Origin of the sequence: Ensifer adhaerens (genome assembly GCF_002007205.1) — a bacterium.
GTDB classification, from domain to species: Bacteria; Pseudomonadota; Alphaproteobacteria; order Rhizobiales; family Rhizobiaceae; genus Ensifer; species Ensifer adhaerens_D.
This window is the reverse complement of sequence record NZ_LAZS01000012.1, coordinates 1,109,602-1,124,424: the sequence shown is the minus strand read 5'-3', so window position 1 is coordinate 1,124,424 and position 14,823 is coordinate 1,109,602. Positions and strand designations below refer to the sequence as shown.

The following is a 14,823-nucleotide window of genomic DNA, read 5'->3' as shown; positions in this document are numbered from 1 at the left end:
CGATGTGGCCGCTCGACAACGGCAGTGCGGCGGTCGGTTGCAACTTTCCGTGACCATCTTCCAATGGGCGCCGCGCTATGCAAGCATAAGCGCATGTTCGTAGTGGTCGCGCTCAGGCGCTTTTTTTACGTGTTGGCATTGCTCGGGATCGTGCTTGGTCCCGTGAGCGTCGGCACGGCTGCGAGCGCCATGGCTCTTTCGCCCGACATGCAGATGGACGAGATGACGGGCATGGACGACATGTCCTGCTGTCCGGAACAGCAGCCCGCTCAGAAGAATGACTGCGGAAAGACGTGCCCTCTCGCACTTGTCTGCTCTTCCATCATTCTGGCGCACGGCAGCAAGGCCAGTAGCTGGCGCATCGATCTGTCGGCACGCGAACTGTCGCATCCGGTCCTCCAGGAAAACCGCCTGCCGTCTGCCCTCGTCGAACCACCGGCGCGACCTCCCAAAGCCTGATCTCACCTTTCGATCCACCGGATTCGCTCTGCCTGCACGGCGGAGGTTTCCGACTATCGTATTTTTCAGGGATGCGGCCGAAGCGCCCGTCCCAGGTGAGATTTCAATATGACTGCAACGCTATTTTCCGCGAAGGCAATCTTCGCGTCTCTGGCAATCGCGCTGGCATCGACTGCCACTTCCTACGCCGCCGCGACGGACTACGAGTTCAAGCTCGTCGAGTCCGAAGTGGCCAACGGACCGGAAGCGACTGTCGCCGTCCGCCTGGTAGACAAGAGAACCGACAAACCCGTCTCCGATGCCGTGATCTTTACGACCCGGATGGACATGGCACCGGAAGGCATGGAGGCGATGACCACTCCTGTCGAGGCGATGCCATCAACGGAACCCGGGGTCTATCGCTTCAAGACAAACCTCAGCATGGAGGGCGGCTGGCGCTTCAAGCTCGCGGCTAAGGTGCAAGGCGAGACCGAAACCGTCCAGGGCGAACTGGTTTTGCAGGCCACGCCGTGAAGCCCGTGAAATTCCTGCTCCTCGTTAGCTCCCTCGCCGTCGCCGGCGGGGGAGGCTACGTGGCGGGCACGCGCGGCCTCGCCACCGATTTCAGCAAACTCTTCTCCGAGCAGGCGCTCGGGGAAACCGTTCAGCCCGCTGTCATGCCGACGGGCAAGATCGTCTACTATCGCCACCCGGACGGTTCGCCGGAATACTCGGCCATGCCGCGGGAGACCGCGGACGGTCGGGCTTTCGTCGCGGTGCGCGAGAGCGAGGACGTCTCCTTCGATACCGGGAAGAAGGCCGCCCCCAAGAAGGCCGAAGCCGCGTCGGCAGCCACCGAGCGCAAGGTGCTCTACTACCGCAATCCAATGGGCCTTCCCGACACCTCCAAGGTGCCGAAGAAGGACTCGATGGGAATGGACTACCTTCCTGTCTACGACGGAGAGGACGCGGATAGCTCCGCCGTGACGGTGTCGCTCGGCAAGCTCCAGCGGACCGGGGTGAAGACGGCGACGGCGGAGAATGCCGTCGTCAGCCGCCAGGTGCGGGTGCCCGGTACTGTCACGTTCGACGAGCGCCTGGTGCGGATCGTTTCGATGCGGGTGAATGCCTTCGTCGAAGGCGTCGCCGATGTGACGACCGGCGACCGGGTGACGAAGGGAGACGCGCTCTTCCACTTCTTCTCCAAGGACATCGCAAGGGCCGGCGCCGAATATGCCACGGAACTGCGCGGCGGCGGCAAGCCGGACCTCGATATCGGCGGCGCGCTGCAACTGCGCAATCTCGGCGTGCCGGGAGAGGCCGTCAGAGCCATCGCCCAAAACCGGACGGTGCCCAGAAGCATCGCCTATCTCTCCCCGAGCGATGGCGTCGTGCTCGAACGCAACGCGACCACGGGCATGATGGCCGAGGCCGGCGACGTCCTGTTCCGAATTGCCGACATGTCGAGGGTGTGGGTGATCGCCGACGTGCCAGAATTTGATGCCGCGACCATACGCAAGGGTGCGCAAGCGACAGTGAGGGTGCGGAACCTGCCCGGCAAGACGTTCCAAGGCACGGTCGACCTGATCTATCCCGAGCTTCAGATGCAGACGCGCACGGCCAAGGTGCGGATTGAGCTCTCCAACGTGGAGGGACTGCTGCTCGCCAACATGTACGCCGAAGTCGAGATCGCCTCCGGTGACACCGCGCCGGTCGTCGCCGTACCCAACAGCGCCGTCATCGACACGGGCGACCGACAGGTCGTGTTCGTCGACAAGGGCGAAGGGCGCTTCGAACCGCGCGACGTCACGCTCGGAGCGCGCGGCGACGAGCGGACGGAGATCAGGATGGGGATCGAAGCCGGAGAGAAGATCGTGGTCTCCGCGAACTTCCTGCTCGACGCCGAGAGCAACCTCAATGCGGCGCTGAACGCGCTCACTGCGGACGAGGTGAAGCCATGATCTCGAACGTCATTGCCTGGTCCGCCCGCAATCTGGTGCTGATCATCGTTGCAGCCGCGCTCTCAATCGCCGCGGGCATGTACTCCCTGCGCTCGCTGCCGCTCGACGCCATTCCCGACCTCTCGGACGTGCAGGTCATCGTCTTCACCGACTATCCCGGTCAGGCACCGCAGGTGGTCGAGGACCAGGTTACCTATCCGCTGACGACGTCGATGCTGACGGTACCGCGGTCGAAGGTCGTGCGCGGCTTCTCCTTCTTCGGCATCTCCTTCGTCTACGTCATCTTCGAGGACGGGACCGATCCCTATTGGGCGCGAAGCCGCGTGCTCGAATACCTCAACGCCGCCGCAAGCCGCCTTCCCGAGGGCGTCTCGCCGAGCCTCGGGCCGGACGCGACGGGTGTCGGCTGGGTCTACCAGTACGCCCTTGTCGCCAAGGAGTTGTCGCTCGCCGAACTGCGCTCGCTGCAGGACTGGGTCGTGCGCTTCGCCGCCTCGAAGTCGGAGGGCGTGGCCGAGGTCGCGAGCGTCGGCGGCTTCGTCAAGCAATACTCCGTCGTCGTCGATCCGGCGCGCCTGCGCGCCCAGAACGTGACGCTGAAACAGATCGCCGACGCGGTGCGGGCCAGCAATCGCGACGTCGGCGGCCGCACCGTCGAAATCTCCGAATTCGAATTCATGGTCCGCGGCCGCGGCTATCTGCAAGGCATCAAGGACATCGAGAACATCGTGCTGATGACCGAAGGCGGCGTGCCGCTGCGCCTAGGCGACGTCGCGCGGGTGGAGACGGTTCCCGACGAGCGGCGCGGCATCACCGAACTCAACGGCGAAGGAGAGGTCGCAAGCGGCATCGTCCTGCAGCGCGTGGGCGAGAACGCCCTCAACGTCATCGACAGTGCAAAGAAGAGCCTGGCGGCGATCAAGGACAGTCTGCCGGCGGGCACCGAGATCGTGCCCGTCTATGACCGTTCCGAGCTGATCAAGGCGGCGATCGAGACGCTCAAGGGAACTCTGGTCGAGGAATCGATCATTGTCGCGCTGGTGACGATCGCCTTTCTGCTGCATGTGAGGAGCGCGCTCGTTGCCATCATCATGCTGCCGATCGGCATCCTGATCTCGTTCATCGCGATGCGGACGCTCGGCATCGGGGCCAACATCATGAGCCTCGGCGGCATCGCGATCGCCATCGGTGCGATGATCGACGCGGCGATCGTGATGATCGAGAACGCCCACAAGCACCTGGAGCGCGCGCCGCCCGACAAACCCCGAACCGAAGTCCTGATCGAAGCTGCAAGCGAGGTCGGCCCGGCGCTCTTCTTCAGCCTGCTGATCATCACCGTGTCGTTCCTGCCGATCTTCACGCTGGAGTCGCAGGAGGGGCGGCTGTTCGGACCGCTCGCCTTCACCAAGACTTTCGCGATGGCGGCAGCCGCACTGTTATCGGTGACGCTCGTTCCGGCACTGATGGTCCTGTTCGTGCGCGGCCGGATCGTGCCTGAGCACAAGAACCCGCTCAACCGTTTCCTGATCTGGACCTACCGCCCGATCATTGCCGGGGTGCTGCAGGCGAAGACGATCACGATCCTGCTCGCAGTCGCGGCGCTCGCCGCAACGGTGTGGCCGGCGCGTCAGATCGGCAGCGAGTTCATGCCCACCCTCAACGAAGGCACGCTGATGTACATGCCGACGACCTTGCCCGGCCTGTCGGTGACCAAGGCGGCCGAACTGATGCAGACGCAGGACCGCATCATCAAGTCCTTCCCGGAGGTCGAGACGGTCTTCGGCAAGGCGGGAAGAGCGCTGACTGCCACCGATCCCGCGCCGACGGAGATGTTCGAGACGATCATCACCCTGAAGCGGAAGTCCGAGTGGCGGCCAGGCGTGACCATCGACAGCCTCAAGCAGGAGATGGACGCAGCACTGCAGTTCCCCGGTGTTTCCAACGCCTGGACCATGCCGATCCGCGCCCGCATCGACATGCTGTCGACCGGCATCCGCACGCCCGTCGGCGTCAAGGTCTACGGAACCGATCTCAAGGAGATGGAGCGGCTGGCGCGCGACATCGAGACGGTGCTGAAGGCGATCCCCGGCACGTCGAGCGCCTATGCCGAGCGCGTCATCGGCGGATACTTCCTCGACATCGTGCCGGATCGAACCGCACTCGGCCGCTACGGCCTCAGCATCGGTGACGTGCAGGATGTCATCGCCACCGCGCTTGGGTCCGAGGTGGTCACCTTGACCGTTGAGGGAAGGGAGCGCTACGGCGTCGCCGTCCGTTATCCGCGGGCCTTCAGAAGCGATCCGCAGTCGATCGCGCGCGACATCGAGGTCGCACTTCCCGGCGGCGGAACGGTGCCCCTCGGTGCTGTCGCCGACGTTAGGCTCGAGCGCGGTGCGACGACGATCCGGACCGAGAACGGCCAGCTTGCGGTCTACATCTTCGTCGACATCGCTGACCGGGACCTCGGCGGCTACGTCGCCGAAACTCAAGCAGCCGTCGCGAAGAGCGTGTCGCTTCCATCAGGCTACTCGGTGGCCTGGAGTGGGCAGTACGAGTATCTGGAACGGGCAAAAGCGCGCCTCGCGATTGTCGTGCCGCTAACGCTCGCGCTGATCTTCCTGCTGCTCTACCTGAACTTCAAGGCGCTGACCGAAACGCTCATCGTCATGCTGTCGCTGCCCTTCGCGCTGGTCGGCGGCATCTGGCTGATGTGGTGGCTGGGCTTCAACGCCTCGGTGGCCGTGGTCGTCGGCTTCATCGCGCTTGCCGGCGTGGCGGCAGAGACGGGTGTGATCATGCTGATCTATCTGGACCAGGCGCTTCGCGAACGCCGTGAGGAATGCGATCACGAACAGCGCCCCTTCACGCGGGACGACCTGCATCACGCGATCATGGTCGGCGCAGTGGAACGGGTGCGGCCGAAGATGATGACGGTGGTGGCGATCATCGCGGGGCTGGTGCCGATCCTCTGGAGCACCGGGGCCGGATCGGAAATCATGCAGCGCATCGCCGTGCCGATGATCGGCGGCATGATCTCGTCGACGGTGCTGACGCTGGCGGTGATCCCGGCGATCTACGGACTGGTAAAGGGCTGGCGGCTGCCAGCCCGCGCCGACGACCGACCAATGGTCGAAACCACCGAGATGAGGCTCAACGAAGCGGCCGAATGAAGGATAGCAACCCACGCCAAGGTCTGGACCCGCATCGCGTCACGCAGTGTTGACGCGGCTGGTCTCTTCCCGAACGTTCGGCGCGATTTTCGTCGTCATGAAGCGCTGTTCTGTCCGACAGCTTGGCCTCTTTCTCCTCGCGGTTTTCGTCGCCGCGGGGATGGGGCTGTCGGTTGCCCGGGCGAGCAGGATGCGAAGATGGCGACCATGGCGGATATGACGATGTCCGACCACGGTGACTGCCAGGATTGTCCCGACCAGGCAGGCGGGATGAAGGCGATGGCCCGCGGCAAGCTCTGCGCAGCCCCTGTTGCCGCGACGCTGCCCGCGGCGGCGCACGTCCCGGCCGGAGATAATCCTGCTCCGGCTGCCTACGAACTTGTTGGTTGAGAATTCTGCTAACGTCCGCCCCACTTTTGCCCAATGGAGCCGCAACGATCTTGGCTTCCATGTTTGGAGATGCAGCGCATGCCGACCCGGCGACATTTCCTTATCAGCTTCGTCGCCACGCCGATTGTGTTGCCGAGCCTAGGCCATGCCGCCGGCGCTCCGGTGGAGCTGCCGCTTACGGCTAGTTGCGGTGATGACGACGAGCTGACGCCGGCACAGACCGAAGGCCCGTATTTTACGCCGCAGAGCCCTGAAAAACAGGACTTCGCCAGCGATGCACCGGGCGGTGAAAGGCTGACGCTTGCCGGTTACGTCCTAACCAGGGACTGCCAGCCGGTAGCGAACGCGTTGATCGAGCTATGGCACGCTGATGAGAGCGGCACCTACGACAACAGCGGATACAAACTCCGCGGACACCAATTCACGGATGCAGAAGGCAGATGGTGGTTCGAGACGATCGTGCCAGGGCTTTATCCTGGTCGCACCCGGCACTACCACGTGAAAGTCCAACGGCCCGGCGGGAAAGTGCTGACGACGCAGCTCTATTTTACCGGTGAGCCGGAGAATGACCGTGACCGCATTTTCAACGCAGCCTTGTTGCTTGATGTCAGGGCGACGAGTGACGGAAGATTCGGCCGCTACGATTTCATCGTGGCGTAGCTGGCGCGTTGCGTCCACCGGGTGTTCGGCTCGTTACTCCCTGCCGCGCAGCAGCGCTGGGCACGGCTAGAGACAAAGGCAACACCAAATCACCACTGTCATTTGCCGCGCGATCAATCGGAGAGGCAACCGCCCAGAGGAGCTCGCCTCGATGCCGTCCAGCCTCCCGAGCGCACCGCGGCCATCACGCGTTCCCGCAATCGGTGCGGTGCCTACCTTGTGTCCTCGCGGTAGGTTGGAGGGCGCTTCCTCGCCAGCTTTCGGCTCGACGAACAACTGCCCGGAACAAGGGGATCCAACCGCGTCACGTGACGACATCACCGGTGTCGCCCGGTCGCTGGCGACGCCGGGCAATAGAGAGGCGGAGACCGGATGCCATGGCGCGCAGGTTTGCCACGTTGAGGCGCACCTCTCGTCGATCACACGTTTTCGTAACGTTTGATCCTGTCGGTGTCTTCGAGTGCGACGGCCCGAAAGCACCCAGCTGCTCGGCCGGGCCGTCGGTGGCACGCTAAGCAGCGCGCCGAAGCCCCACGCCGGCCGCCAGACGCCTGGCTTGCTCGAGGCACGCCGGTTGCTGGTCGGCAAAGCGTTCCGCACCTATTTCCATGATCAGCGTCGTATCCGGAAGGAACGTCAATTCGGAGAAGATGTCATCCCAGGCAATGTCGCCCCAGCCGATCGGCAGATGCAGGTCCCCGATGCCGAGCGCGGTCGCTTCCGCCGGATGATAGAAGCGGTTCATGGAATAGGGCAGGCCGAAACTGTCGTGAACATGCAGGTGGCCGGTTACCGGGGCCATGGCCCTGAGTTCGTCACGGAAATCCAGACCGCGATGCGTGGCTTCGATATAAGCATGCGAGAAATCGATGAGCGCGACGACGTTGTCGGAGCCGATCGCCCGCACCGTTTCCGCGACCTGGCTCGGCGTTTGCCGATATTGGCCGGCTTCCGTCGTGAAGATGTTCTCAAGCGCGATGCGGACCCCGAATCCTCTTGCGACTTCCGCCATCTCCGCAAGGGCGTCGCGTTCCATCCTGTCGAGATCAGCGGCGTTCTCTCCGGGGGCAAGCTGGGCGGCGCCGGAGTGATGGACGAGGATGCCCGCACCAAGCCGGTCGCAGAGTTCAAGCATGGCTCTCACGACCTTCTTCTGCAGATGGTGGTGCTGGCGATCCATGAAGTTGGAGACGATCTGGCCGTGCAGCGAAAGCTTGTTGAAGGTGTATTCCTTCGTGATCTTGGCGACGCGCTCAACACGGTCTTCGATGATGCGGCCGCCACTGACGATTTCTTCGCCATAGATCCCGATTTCACAGGCGTCGGCTCCGGTCTCGGCAATTTCGCGCAAGGAAGCGTCAAGGCTGGAAAGGTCGCCTTTGCCCGTCCGGTTGCAGAATCCCACGGCGGAAATGATGTCGTTCATTACGATGTCTCCTGATTTATGGAAATGATCAGACAGCTTGGAGTGCCGGTTGGCTGGAGAAGCTGCCAGTGCCGCGCGGTTCCAGATCGATCTCGATCCGCCGGCCGGTTTCTTTGTCGAAGAGATGCATGTGCGCGAGCGGCAGCTTCAGGGTGACGCGATCACCCGGCCGCACGCGTAAATGCTCGTCGACACTGGCGGCGAAGGGGTAGCCGTTCAGTTCCGAGTGGATGATGCGGCCGGAGCCAAGTTCCTCGATGAAGTCCACCTTGATCGAGACGCCATCAGGCGCAACGACACATTGTTCGGGGCGGATGCCGACCGTGATCTGTCGCGAGCCCAATCGCACGGCATGACCATTGTTGATCGACATTTTCGTGCCGCCGAATGCGAGGTAAGCGTTCTCAACGTCGACGGTGGCATCGAAGAGGTTCATCGCCGGCGAGCCGATGAAGGATGCGACGAAGATACTTGCAGGCCGGTGGTAGATGTCGAGCGGCTGGCCCACCTGTTCGACCACGCCCTTGTTCATCACGACCAGCTTGTCCGCCAGCGTCATTGCTTCCACTTGGTCATGCGTGACGAAGATGGACGTTGCCTGGAGGCGCTGATGCAGTTTGCGGATCTCGGCCCGCATGGTGACGCGCAGCTTGGCGTCCAGGTTCGACAGTGGTTCGTCGAAAAGAAAGACGTTCGGTTCGCGAATGATTGCGCGCGCCATGGCGACGCGTTGGCGCTGGCCGCCGGAAAGTGCTGCAGGCTTGCGATCGAGATAATCGGAAAGTCCGACGATCTTCGCCGTTTCCTCGATCCGGCGCAGACGCTCCGTCTTTGGAACGCCGGCCACCTTCAGGGCATAGCCGATGTTTCCGGCAACGGTCATGTGCGGATAGAGGGCGTAGTTCTGAAACACCATCGCGCAGCCCCGCTCACGTGGCTCGAGCCTGTTCACGACCTTCCCGTTGATCGCGATCTCACCCGAAGTGATTTCCTCCAGCCCTGCGATCATCCTCAGAAGCGTCGATTTTCCGCAGCCGGACGGGCCGAGGATCACGACGAATTCTCCCGACGCGAAGGAAAGGTCGATGCCATGCAGGGTAGGGTTCTTTCCGTAGGATTTACGCACGGCGCGAATTGCGATGTCAGCCATGAGCGCGGACCTCTCTGTCTGTTCTGTTTGGGGAAAGCGGGGTCATTTTTCCGTGGCCACGAGGCCACGCACGAACCAGCGCTGCAGCACGGCAACGACGACGAGCGGAGGCAGCATGATGATCAGTGATCCGGCAAGCGTCACATTCCAGTCCGGCGTGCCGTTGTCGGACGGAAGAAGCGCAACCAGCGACATCATCGTCGTCTTGTATTGCGGGTCCGTCACCATCAGGAGGGGCCAGAGATACTGGTTCCAGCCATAAACGAACATGATCGTCGTCAGCGCCAGCATGTTGGTGCGCGAGAGCGGCAAGAGCATATCGATGAAGAAGCGGATCGCACCCGACCCGTCCATGCGTGCTGCTTCGGCCAGTTCGTCCGGCAGGGTCAGGTAGAACTGGCGGTAAAGGAAGGTGCCGGTCGCGGTTGCTATCAAGGGCAGCGTGAGGCCGGTATAGGAATTGAGGAGGTTCCAGTCGACGGAGACCTCAAAACCGGTGACGGCCGAAATCAGCAGTCGGATGGGCTGGAACAGGTCGGCCGCGACCGCATAGGTGGGCACCACGCGCACTTCGAGCGGCAGCATCAGGGTGATGAACACCATCCAGAAGAAAAAACCCTTCAGCGGGGTTCGGAAGAATACGATGGCAAAGGCCGTCAGCGCCGAGAGCGACACTTTGCCGACCGTGACCAGGCTCGCCATGATGAAACTGTTCAGCATCGCCGTTCCGAGGTTGGCGCGCGACCAGGCGGCGCCCATGTTCTCGAAGAGCCGATCCTGCGGCACGAAGCTGAAGGGGATGGCGTTAACCTGCTGGAACGTCTGGCTCGCGCCGGAGACGATGACGATGAAGGGGCCGATCAAAAGCAGAAAGCCGAAGATCATCACGCCATAGGTCAGCGCGTTGGCGAAAGGGGTCCGCTGGATCATGGAAGCCTCACTTGTAATGGACCTGGCGCTCGATGAAGCGGAACTGGATGAAGGTGAAGATCATGATGAGACCGATGAGCACGAGGCTCTGCGCCGACGCGCCGGAATAGTTCAAGCCGCGGAACGCCTCCTCGACGATGCGGTAGACCATCACGTCCGTGCCGTGGTTCGGGCCGCCATCCGTCGTGCGGGCGACGATGCCGTAGGTGTCAGCGCCGACGAAGCCTTCGGTCATCATGATGACCAGCAGGAAGAAGAGAGTGGGCGCCAGCAAAGGGATCTGGATATCGACCGCGCGGCGGATGGGGCCGCAGCCGTCCATCGCCGCGGCCTCGATGAGCGAGCGCGGAACCGACTGCAGGCCGGCGAGCAGGAAGATGAAGGTGTAGCCCGCCCATTTCCAGGCGAAGACGACGATGACGAGGATGAGAGCGTGGCTGCCGTATTTGGCCGGGTTCCAGAAATCAGGAAAGGCGGCGTTGACCGAAGCCATCAGCCCGCGTTCGGGCGACAGGATGAAACGGAAGGCCATGCCTGCCGCAGGCCCAGCAATCGCGTAGGGAAGAATGTAGAGAAATCGGAAGGGCGCGGAGCCCGGCAATTGTCGATCGACTGCAAGGGCGAGAACAAGGCCGATGAAAATCGTGGCAAGCGTGCCGCAAAGGGCAAATGCCAGGCTGACGCCGACCGAGTTCCAGTAGAGCGGATCGGCGAAGACTTCCTGGAAGTTGGCAAGACCGACGAACTCCGCGGCACCCCCGAAGGGTGGCTCCAGCGTGAAGGCCCATCGCAAAACGGCGACAGCCGGCCAATAGAAAAAGAGCAGGATCAAAATGATCTGCGGCAGGGCGAAGAGGCTGGGCAGCCACCAGCTGCGAAAGGCCGCGCGCTTGTCCATGTGTCGAATTTCCGATGCGCAAGAATAGAGAACGGAGCCTGCCGGTATTGCGGCAGGCTCCGGGCGGATCAGATTTTTAGTTCAGCGTTTGTCCGGCGTAGGTCTTCTCGAAGCGGCGCAGAACGGCATTGCCGCGTTCGACCGTCTTGTCGAGTTCGGCTTGCACGTCCGCGTTCTGCATGAAGATCGCTTCAAGGGCGGTTGCGAACTCCTTGCGGATCTGCGTGAAGCCGCCAAGACGAATGCCGCGGGTGTTTTCCGAGGTCGGGGTGAAGGACAGGCTCTCAATGGCGAGTTCACGCCCCTGGTACGGTGCCTTGTCGTAGAACCCGTTAGCCTTCATGGCGTCGAAGCCGGTCTCGGTCACCGGAATGTAGCCCGTTACCGTCGACCACCACTCGGCCATTTCCGGCGTCGCGAGATAGTTGAGGAAGGCGGCGGCACCCTTGTATTCGGCTTCAGGACGACCGGCGAGCACCCAGAGCGATGCGCCACCGACGAGCGAGTTCTGCCGCTCCGTGCCCTTCCATACGGGCAGCATGGCAACTTCCCACTTCACACCCTCAGGAAGGGTCTTGCCGATCGTGCCATGGTCGGCGATCGAGGTCTGGATCATCTGGCAGGTCTGGGAGGTGAAGGCCGGGACGGTGTCCATGCCGAGCTGCTTGGTCTTGACCACGAACAGCTTCTCGTCGGCCATTTTCTTGAAGAACTTCACGTGATCGACGAACTTGGTCTTGTTGACGACGAGCTCGGCGTCCAGACCGTTGTAACCATTGGCCGCGGTGGCGATCGGCTGGTTGTGGATCGCCGAGAATTGCTCCATCAGCGGCCAGGTGTCGAAATTGAACGCGAGCGGGCATTCGTAACCGGCCGTCTTCAGTTTGCGGGCCGCTTCCTCGACTTGCTCCCAGGTGTCCGGCTTGAAATCGATGCCAGCCTTCTGGAATGCGTCGATGTTGTAATAAAACATTGCGGTGGAAGAGTTGAACGGGAAGGAGTTCAACTCGCCCTTTGCCGTGGCGTAGTAATTGGCGATGCCGCCGAAGTAGTTGTTCCAGTCGATGGTGTAGCCGTTGTCGGCCATCAGCTTCTTCGCGGGCACGAAGGCGCCGGACAACATCATGTCCAGGGTGCCTGCGTCATAGATCTGAGTAATCGCCGGCTGCTTCTTGGCCCGGTAAGCGGCAATCGTGTTTTGCAGGGTCGTGTCGTATCCGTTTTGCGAGGTGCAGACGATCTCGAATTCGGACTGGCTGTCGTTGAACTTCTTGCATGCGTCTTGAACCCGCTCGCCCAGGTCACCCGACAGGCCGTACCAGAACTCGAATTTCGTCTTTTCAGCTGCGGTCGCCGACGGGCCAAGGGCGACACTTGCCATCAGGCCGAGGAATACGGAGGTAGTGACGGAAACTCTCATTGCAAAACGCTCCTTGCAGATTGGCGGACACCAGGATCGGTGGCACGAATGAAGCCGGGGCGCTTGCTAACAGTTGCGTGTGACAGTCCGTGACAATCTGCATGATGATAAAATGAAAGTTTCATAACGCTGGAGCGAGGCGTCTTGGAAATAAGGACGGCCAGTCCGTCGCAATGACAATTGTGCTTCTCCAATGCTGTCTGCCTGGAGTTGCCCGCTGCGCTGCGCGTGCATCCACCAGAATCGCACACATATCGCAGCAATTACCGTATGCGGCTTCGTCGCTCGATGCTGGCGGTCACGGCAGCCGCCTCCCTTCCTATCTCCCTGAGCAGCCCGGTGACCGGATTATGGAAGCCCACGAGATAGAGGCCGAGCTCGGCGGACTGCCGGGTGACGCCGCTCTTGCCGGGTCGTAAGTTCGCAGGCAGGAGTTTCTCGAAACTCGGCCGGTAACCGGTGGCGAGGATGACGCTGTCGAACTCGGCCTGTCCGCCGGAAACAAAGATGGCGCCGCGCTTGGTGAAACGCTTGATGGCAGGTGCCACCTTGATGCTGCCGGACTTGATCGCTGCCACCGTGCCGACATCGATGACCGGGATGTGCCCGGCGGCAACCTGCTCGAGGATGCCCTGCTTTGGTCTGACGATGCCGTATTCTTCGGACTTGCCCAGCGCAAGGTCGAGGATGATCGGGAACAACCTGTCGTTCACCGCTCGCGGCAGCGGCCGCGTGGCCATAGCAATCATCTGGATCGGTACGCCGAAGAGCTGGCGCGGCACGATGTGGACGCCATTGCGTACCGACAGAGTTGGATAGGCACCGCGCTCGGCAAGGTCGAGCGCAATCTCAGCGCCGGTGTTGCCCATGCCGATAACCAGCACCGATTGGCCGGTGAAGGGGGTGGCATCGGTATAGTCAGCGCTGTGCAACCGCCTGCCGGCGAAGGTCTCTATCTCGGGCAAGTTGGGCACGACGGGCTCAGCGTTGTTGCCGCTGGCGATGACGACGTGGCGCGCGGACAAGGTCTTCGTGCCGGTCTCGACCAGGTAGTTGCCGTTCTCGCGGCGGATCGAGTTGACCGTCTCGCCGAAGTGCGGTCGGAGTTCGAAACGCTCGGCGTAGGCCTCAAGGTACTCGACCATCTTCTCGCGCGGCACATAACGCGGATAGTCCTTCGGGAATGGCATGTGCGGCAACGGGGAGAACGCCTTGACCGTATGCAGGTGCAGGCGCCGGTAATGACGTCGCCAGGCCGGCGCGATCTCCTGCGCTTTTTCAAGGATGATGAACTCGAGCCCCGCCCGTGTCAGGCAGGCGCCGACCGCAAGGCCAGCCGGCCCGGCGCCGACGATCACGACATTGGTATCCACGCGACGGTCGCTCCCATCAACGGAGATTATTTCGGCAAAGGCTCGAGAACAAGTGGCAGGTCGCCGCCCTCCGCGCTTTCTGCCAATGCGCCTGATCGTGAACCATCTATGACGGGGTGGGGGGAGCTTGTTACCTTCCGGGCAACACCCTAATCGATAGCGAGCGATGACTCTTATCCGCGGGGATTGACATAGGAAGCGTTTTCACTACCGACGTTGATTCATCTGCGTTAGCGTCAATGGGTAACGCAGCGGGTGATAGGCGGCAGCGCTGATGTTGACGGTTCGGTTGGTTGCATCATAGGCAACCTGGTCGAGAGTAAGAACCGCAGCCGGGATTTCCATTTGCAGTAGATCGGCCTCTGCGTCTGTCGCAAGCCGTGCGCTGACCGTCGATTGCCCGCGAGCCGGGAACACGCCGTAGGTTTGTTCGAATTCCGAGTAGAGCGAACGGTTCTCCGCCGTCCAATCGAGCTTGAGAATACCGGGCGTCATTGCCGCAGAAAACCAGTCGCGCTGGACGACGACCGGCAGGTCGTTCAGCAGGCGCAATCGCTCAAGATAAACCACCTCGGAGCCGATCGGCAGAGAAAGGGACCGCGCAATCTCTTCGCCGGCCTTGATCACTTCGCCTGTCAGAAGGCGCATGCCTGGCCGCAGCCGGTTCTCGATTGCCGTTTGCGTAAAGCTCCTGACGATCTCCAGCTCATAGCTCGGTTTCGGCTCCGACACGTAGATGCCCTTGCCCGGCCGGCTCTGAAGATAACCGAGATGTTCAAGCTCCTTCAGAGCCTGGCGCACGGTTATTCGGCTGACGCTGTATTGCGCCACCAACTCCCTTTCTGAGGGAAGTTTCTCGTTCGTCGCCCATTCGCGCTGATCAATCTTTGCCTTCAGCAGATTGCGCAGTTGGACATAGAGCGGATCGGGATGATTGCGCTCTATCAGAGGTTCGCTGCGTTGGTTGCCGTACGCCGACATTGAGGTTCCTGCTTTGTGATCGAGGC

General features: G+C 62.0%; 13 protein-coding genes. 6 read left to right on the top strand and 7 right to left on the bottom strand.

All coding sequences use genetic code 11. The annotated features are described in order from the left end of the window. Positions 1–93 precede the first annotated feature (93 nt). From XB14_RS30035 to XB14_RS30010, 6 genes are all read left to right on the top strand, one after another. Positions 94–459, top strand: a complete 366-nt coding sequence (locus XB14_RS30035) for a hypothetical protein (protein ID WP_234804186.1) — start codon at positions 94–96, stop codon at positions 457–459. 108 nt (positions 460–567) lie between these two features. Next, positions 568–972, top strand: coding sequence for a FixH family protein (locus tag XB14_RS30030; RefSeq protein ID WP_077967612.1), 405 nt, complete (start codon positions 568–570; stop codon positions 970–972). After that, positions 969–2,399: an efflux RND transporter periplasmic adaptor subunit gene (locus XB14_RS30025; protein ID WP_077967610.1), complete on the top strand. Its 1,431-nt coding sequence runs from the start codon at positions 969–971 to the stop codon at positions 2,397–2,399. Before XB14_RS30030 ends, XB14_RS30025 begins: the two co-directional genes overlap by 4 nt. Further along, the gene (locus XB14_RS30020; protein ID WP_077967608.1) at positions 2,396–5,569 is read left to right on the top strand and encodes an efflux RND transporter permease subunit; all 3,174 of its coding nucleotides are present in this window, start codon (positions 2,396–2,398) and stop codon (positions 5,567–5,569) included. Before XB14_RS30025 ends, XB14_RS30020 begins: the two co-directional genes overlap by 4 nt. 198 nt (positions 5,570–5,767) lie before the next feature. Continuing rightward, positions 5,768–5,959: a hypothetical protein gene (locus XB14_RS30015; RefSeq protein WP_234804185.1), complete on the top strand. Its 192-nt coding sequence runs from the start codon at positions 5,768–5,770 to the stop codon at positions 5,957–5,959. Positions 5,960–6,037: 78 nt separating this feature from the next. After that, entirely contained in the window at positions 6,038–6,619 is a 582-nt protein-coding gene (locus XB14_RS30010) for an intradiol ring-cleavage dioxygenase (protein WP_077967606.1), read from the top strand. Between the two features lie 511 nt (positions 6,620–7,130). Here the strand turns inward: XB14_RS30010 and XB14_RS30005 are convergent. The 7 genes from XB14_RS30005 to XB14_RS29975 form a co-directional block, all read right to left on the bottom strand. Then, entirely contained in the window at positions 7,131–8,045 is a 915-nt protein-coding gene (locus XB14_RS30005; protein WP_077967604.1) for a TIM barrel protein, read from the bottom strand. A 28-nt stretch (positions 8,046–8,073) separates the two neighbouring features. Continuing rightward, a complete protein-coding gene (locus tag XB14_RS30000) occupies positions 8,074–9,195 on the bottom strand; it encodes a sn-glycerol-3-phosphate import ATP-binding protein UgpC (RefSeq protein ID WP_077967602.1) in 1,122 nt (373 codons plus the stop codon). Positions 9,196–9,237: 42 nt separating this feature from the next. Next, positions 9,238–10,125: an ABC transporter permease subunit gene (locus XB14_RS29995; protein ID WP_077967600.1), complete on the bottom strand. Its 888-nt coding sequence runs from the start codon at positions 10,123–10,125 to the stop codon at positions 9,238–9,240. Between the two features lie 7 nt (positions 10,126–10,132). Continuing rightward, the gene (locus XB14_RS29990) at positions 10,133–11,023 is read right to left on the bottom strand and encodes a carbohydrate ABC transporter permease (protein WP_060521199.1); all 891 of its coding nucleotides are present in this window, start codon (positions 11,021–11,023) and stop codon (positions 10,133–10,135) included. 76 nt (positions 11,024–11,099) lie between these two features. Further along, complete coding sequence (locus XB14_RS29985; protein ID WP_077967598.1) at positions 11,100–12,443, bottom strand: extracellular solute-binding protein; 1,344 nt, start codon at positions 12,441–12,443, stop codon at positions 11,100–11,102. A 263-nt stretch (positions 12,444–12,706) separates the two neighbouring features. Continuing rightward, entirely contained in the window at positions 12,707–13,816 is a 1,110-nt protein-coding gene (locus tag XB14_RS29980) for a flavin-containing monooxygenase (protein WP_077967596.1), read from the bottom strand. A gap of 207 nt (positions 13,817–14,023) precedes the next feature. Further along, on the bottom strand, positions 14,024–14,797 hold the full coding sequence (locus XB14_RS29975) for a GntR family transcriptional regulator (protein WP_077967594.1): 774 nt from the start codon (positions 14,795–14,797) through the stop codon (positions 14,024–14,026). Between the last annotated feature and the right edge of the window lie 26 nt (positions 14,798–14,823).

Excerpts from the sequence above, each read along its gene's own strand:
- XB14_RS30030 (WP_077967612.1), top strand. The coding sequence starts at position 568 with ATGACTGCAACGCTATTTTCCGCGAAGGCAATCTTCGCGTCTCTGGCA.
- XB14_RS30035 (WP_234804186.1), top strand. The coding sequence starts at position 94 with ATGTTCGTAGTGGTCGCGCTCAGGCGCTTTTTTTACGTGTTGGCATTG.
- XB14_RS30005 (WP_077967604.1), bottom strand. The coding sequence starts at position 8,045 with ATGAACGACATCATTTCCGCCGTGGGATTCTGCAACCGGACGGGCAAA.
- XB14_RS29985 (WP_077967598.1), bottom strand. The coding sequence starts at position 12,443 with ATGAGAGTTTCCGTCACTACCTCCGTATTCCTCGGCCTGATGGCAAGT.
- XB14_RS29995 (WP_077967600.1), bottom strand. The coding sequence starts at position 10,125 with ATGATCCAGCGGACCCCTTTCGCCAACGCGCTGACCTATGGCGTGATG.
- XB14_RS29975 (WP_077967594.1), bottom strand. The coding sequence starts at position 14,797 with ATGTCGGCGTACGGCAACCAACGCAGCGAACCTCTGATAGAGCGCAAT.
- XB14_RS30015 (WP_234804185.1), top strand. The coding sequence starts at position 5,768 with ATGGCGACCATGGCGGATATGACGATGTCCGACCACGGTGACTGCCAG.
- XB14_RS30010 (WP_077967606.1), top strand. The coding sequence starts at position 6,038 with ATGCCGACCCGGCGACATTTCCTTATCAGCTTCGTCGCCACGCCGATT.
- XB14_RS29990 (WP_060521199.1), bottom strand. The coding sequence starts at position 11,023 with ATGGACAAGCGCGCGGCCTTTCGCAGCTGGTGGCTGCCCAGCCTCTTC.
- XB14_RS30000 (WP_077967602.1), bottom strand. The coding sequence starts at position 9,195 with ATGGCTGACATCGCAATTCGCGCCGTGCGTAAATCCTACGGAAAGAAC.
- XB14_RS30020 (WP_077967608.1), top strand. The coding sequence starts at position 2,396 with ATGATCTCGAACGTCATTGCCTGGTCCGCCCGCAATCTGGTGCTGATC.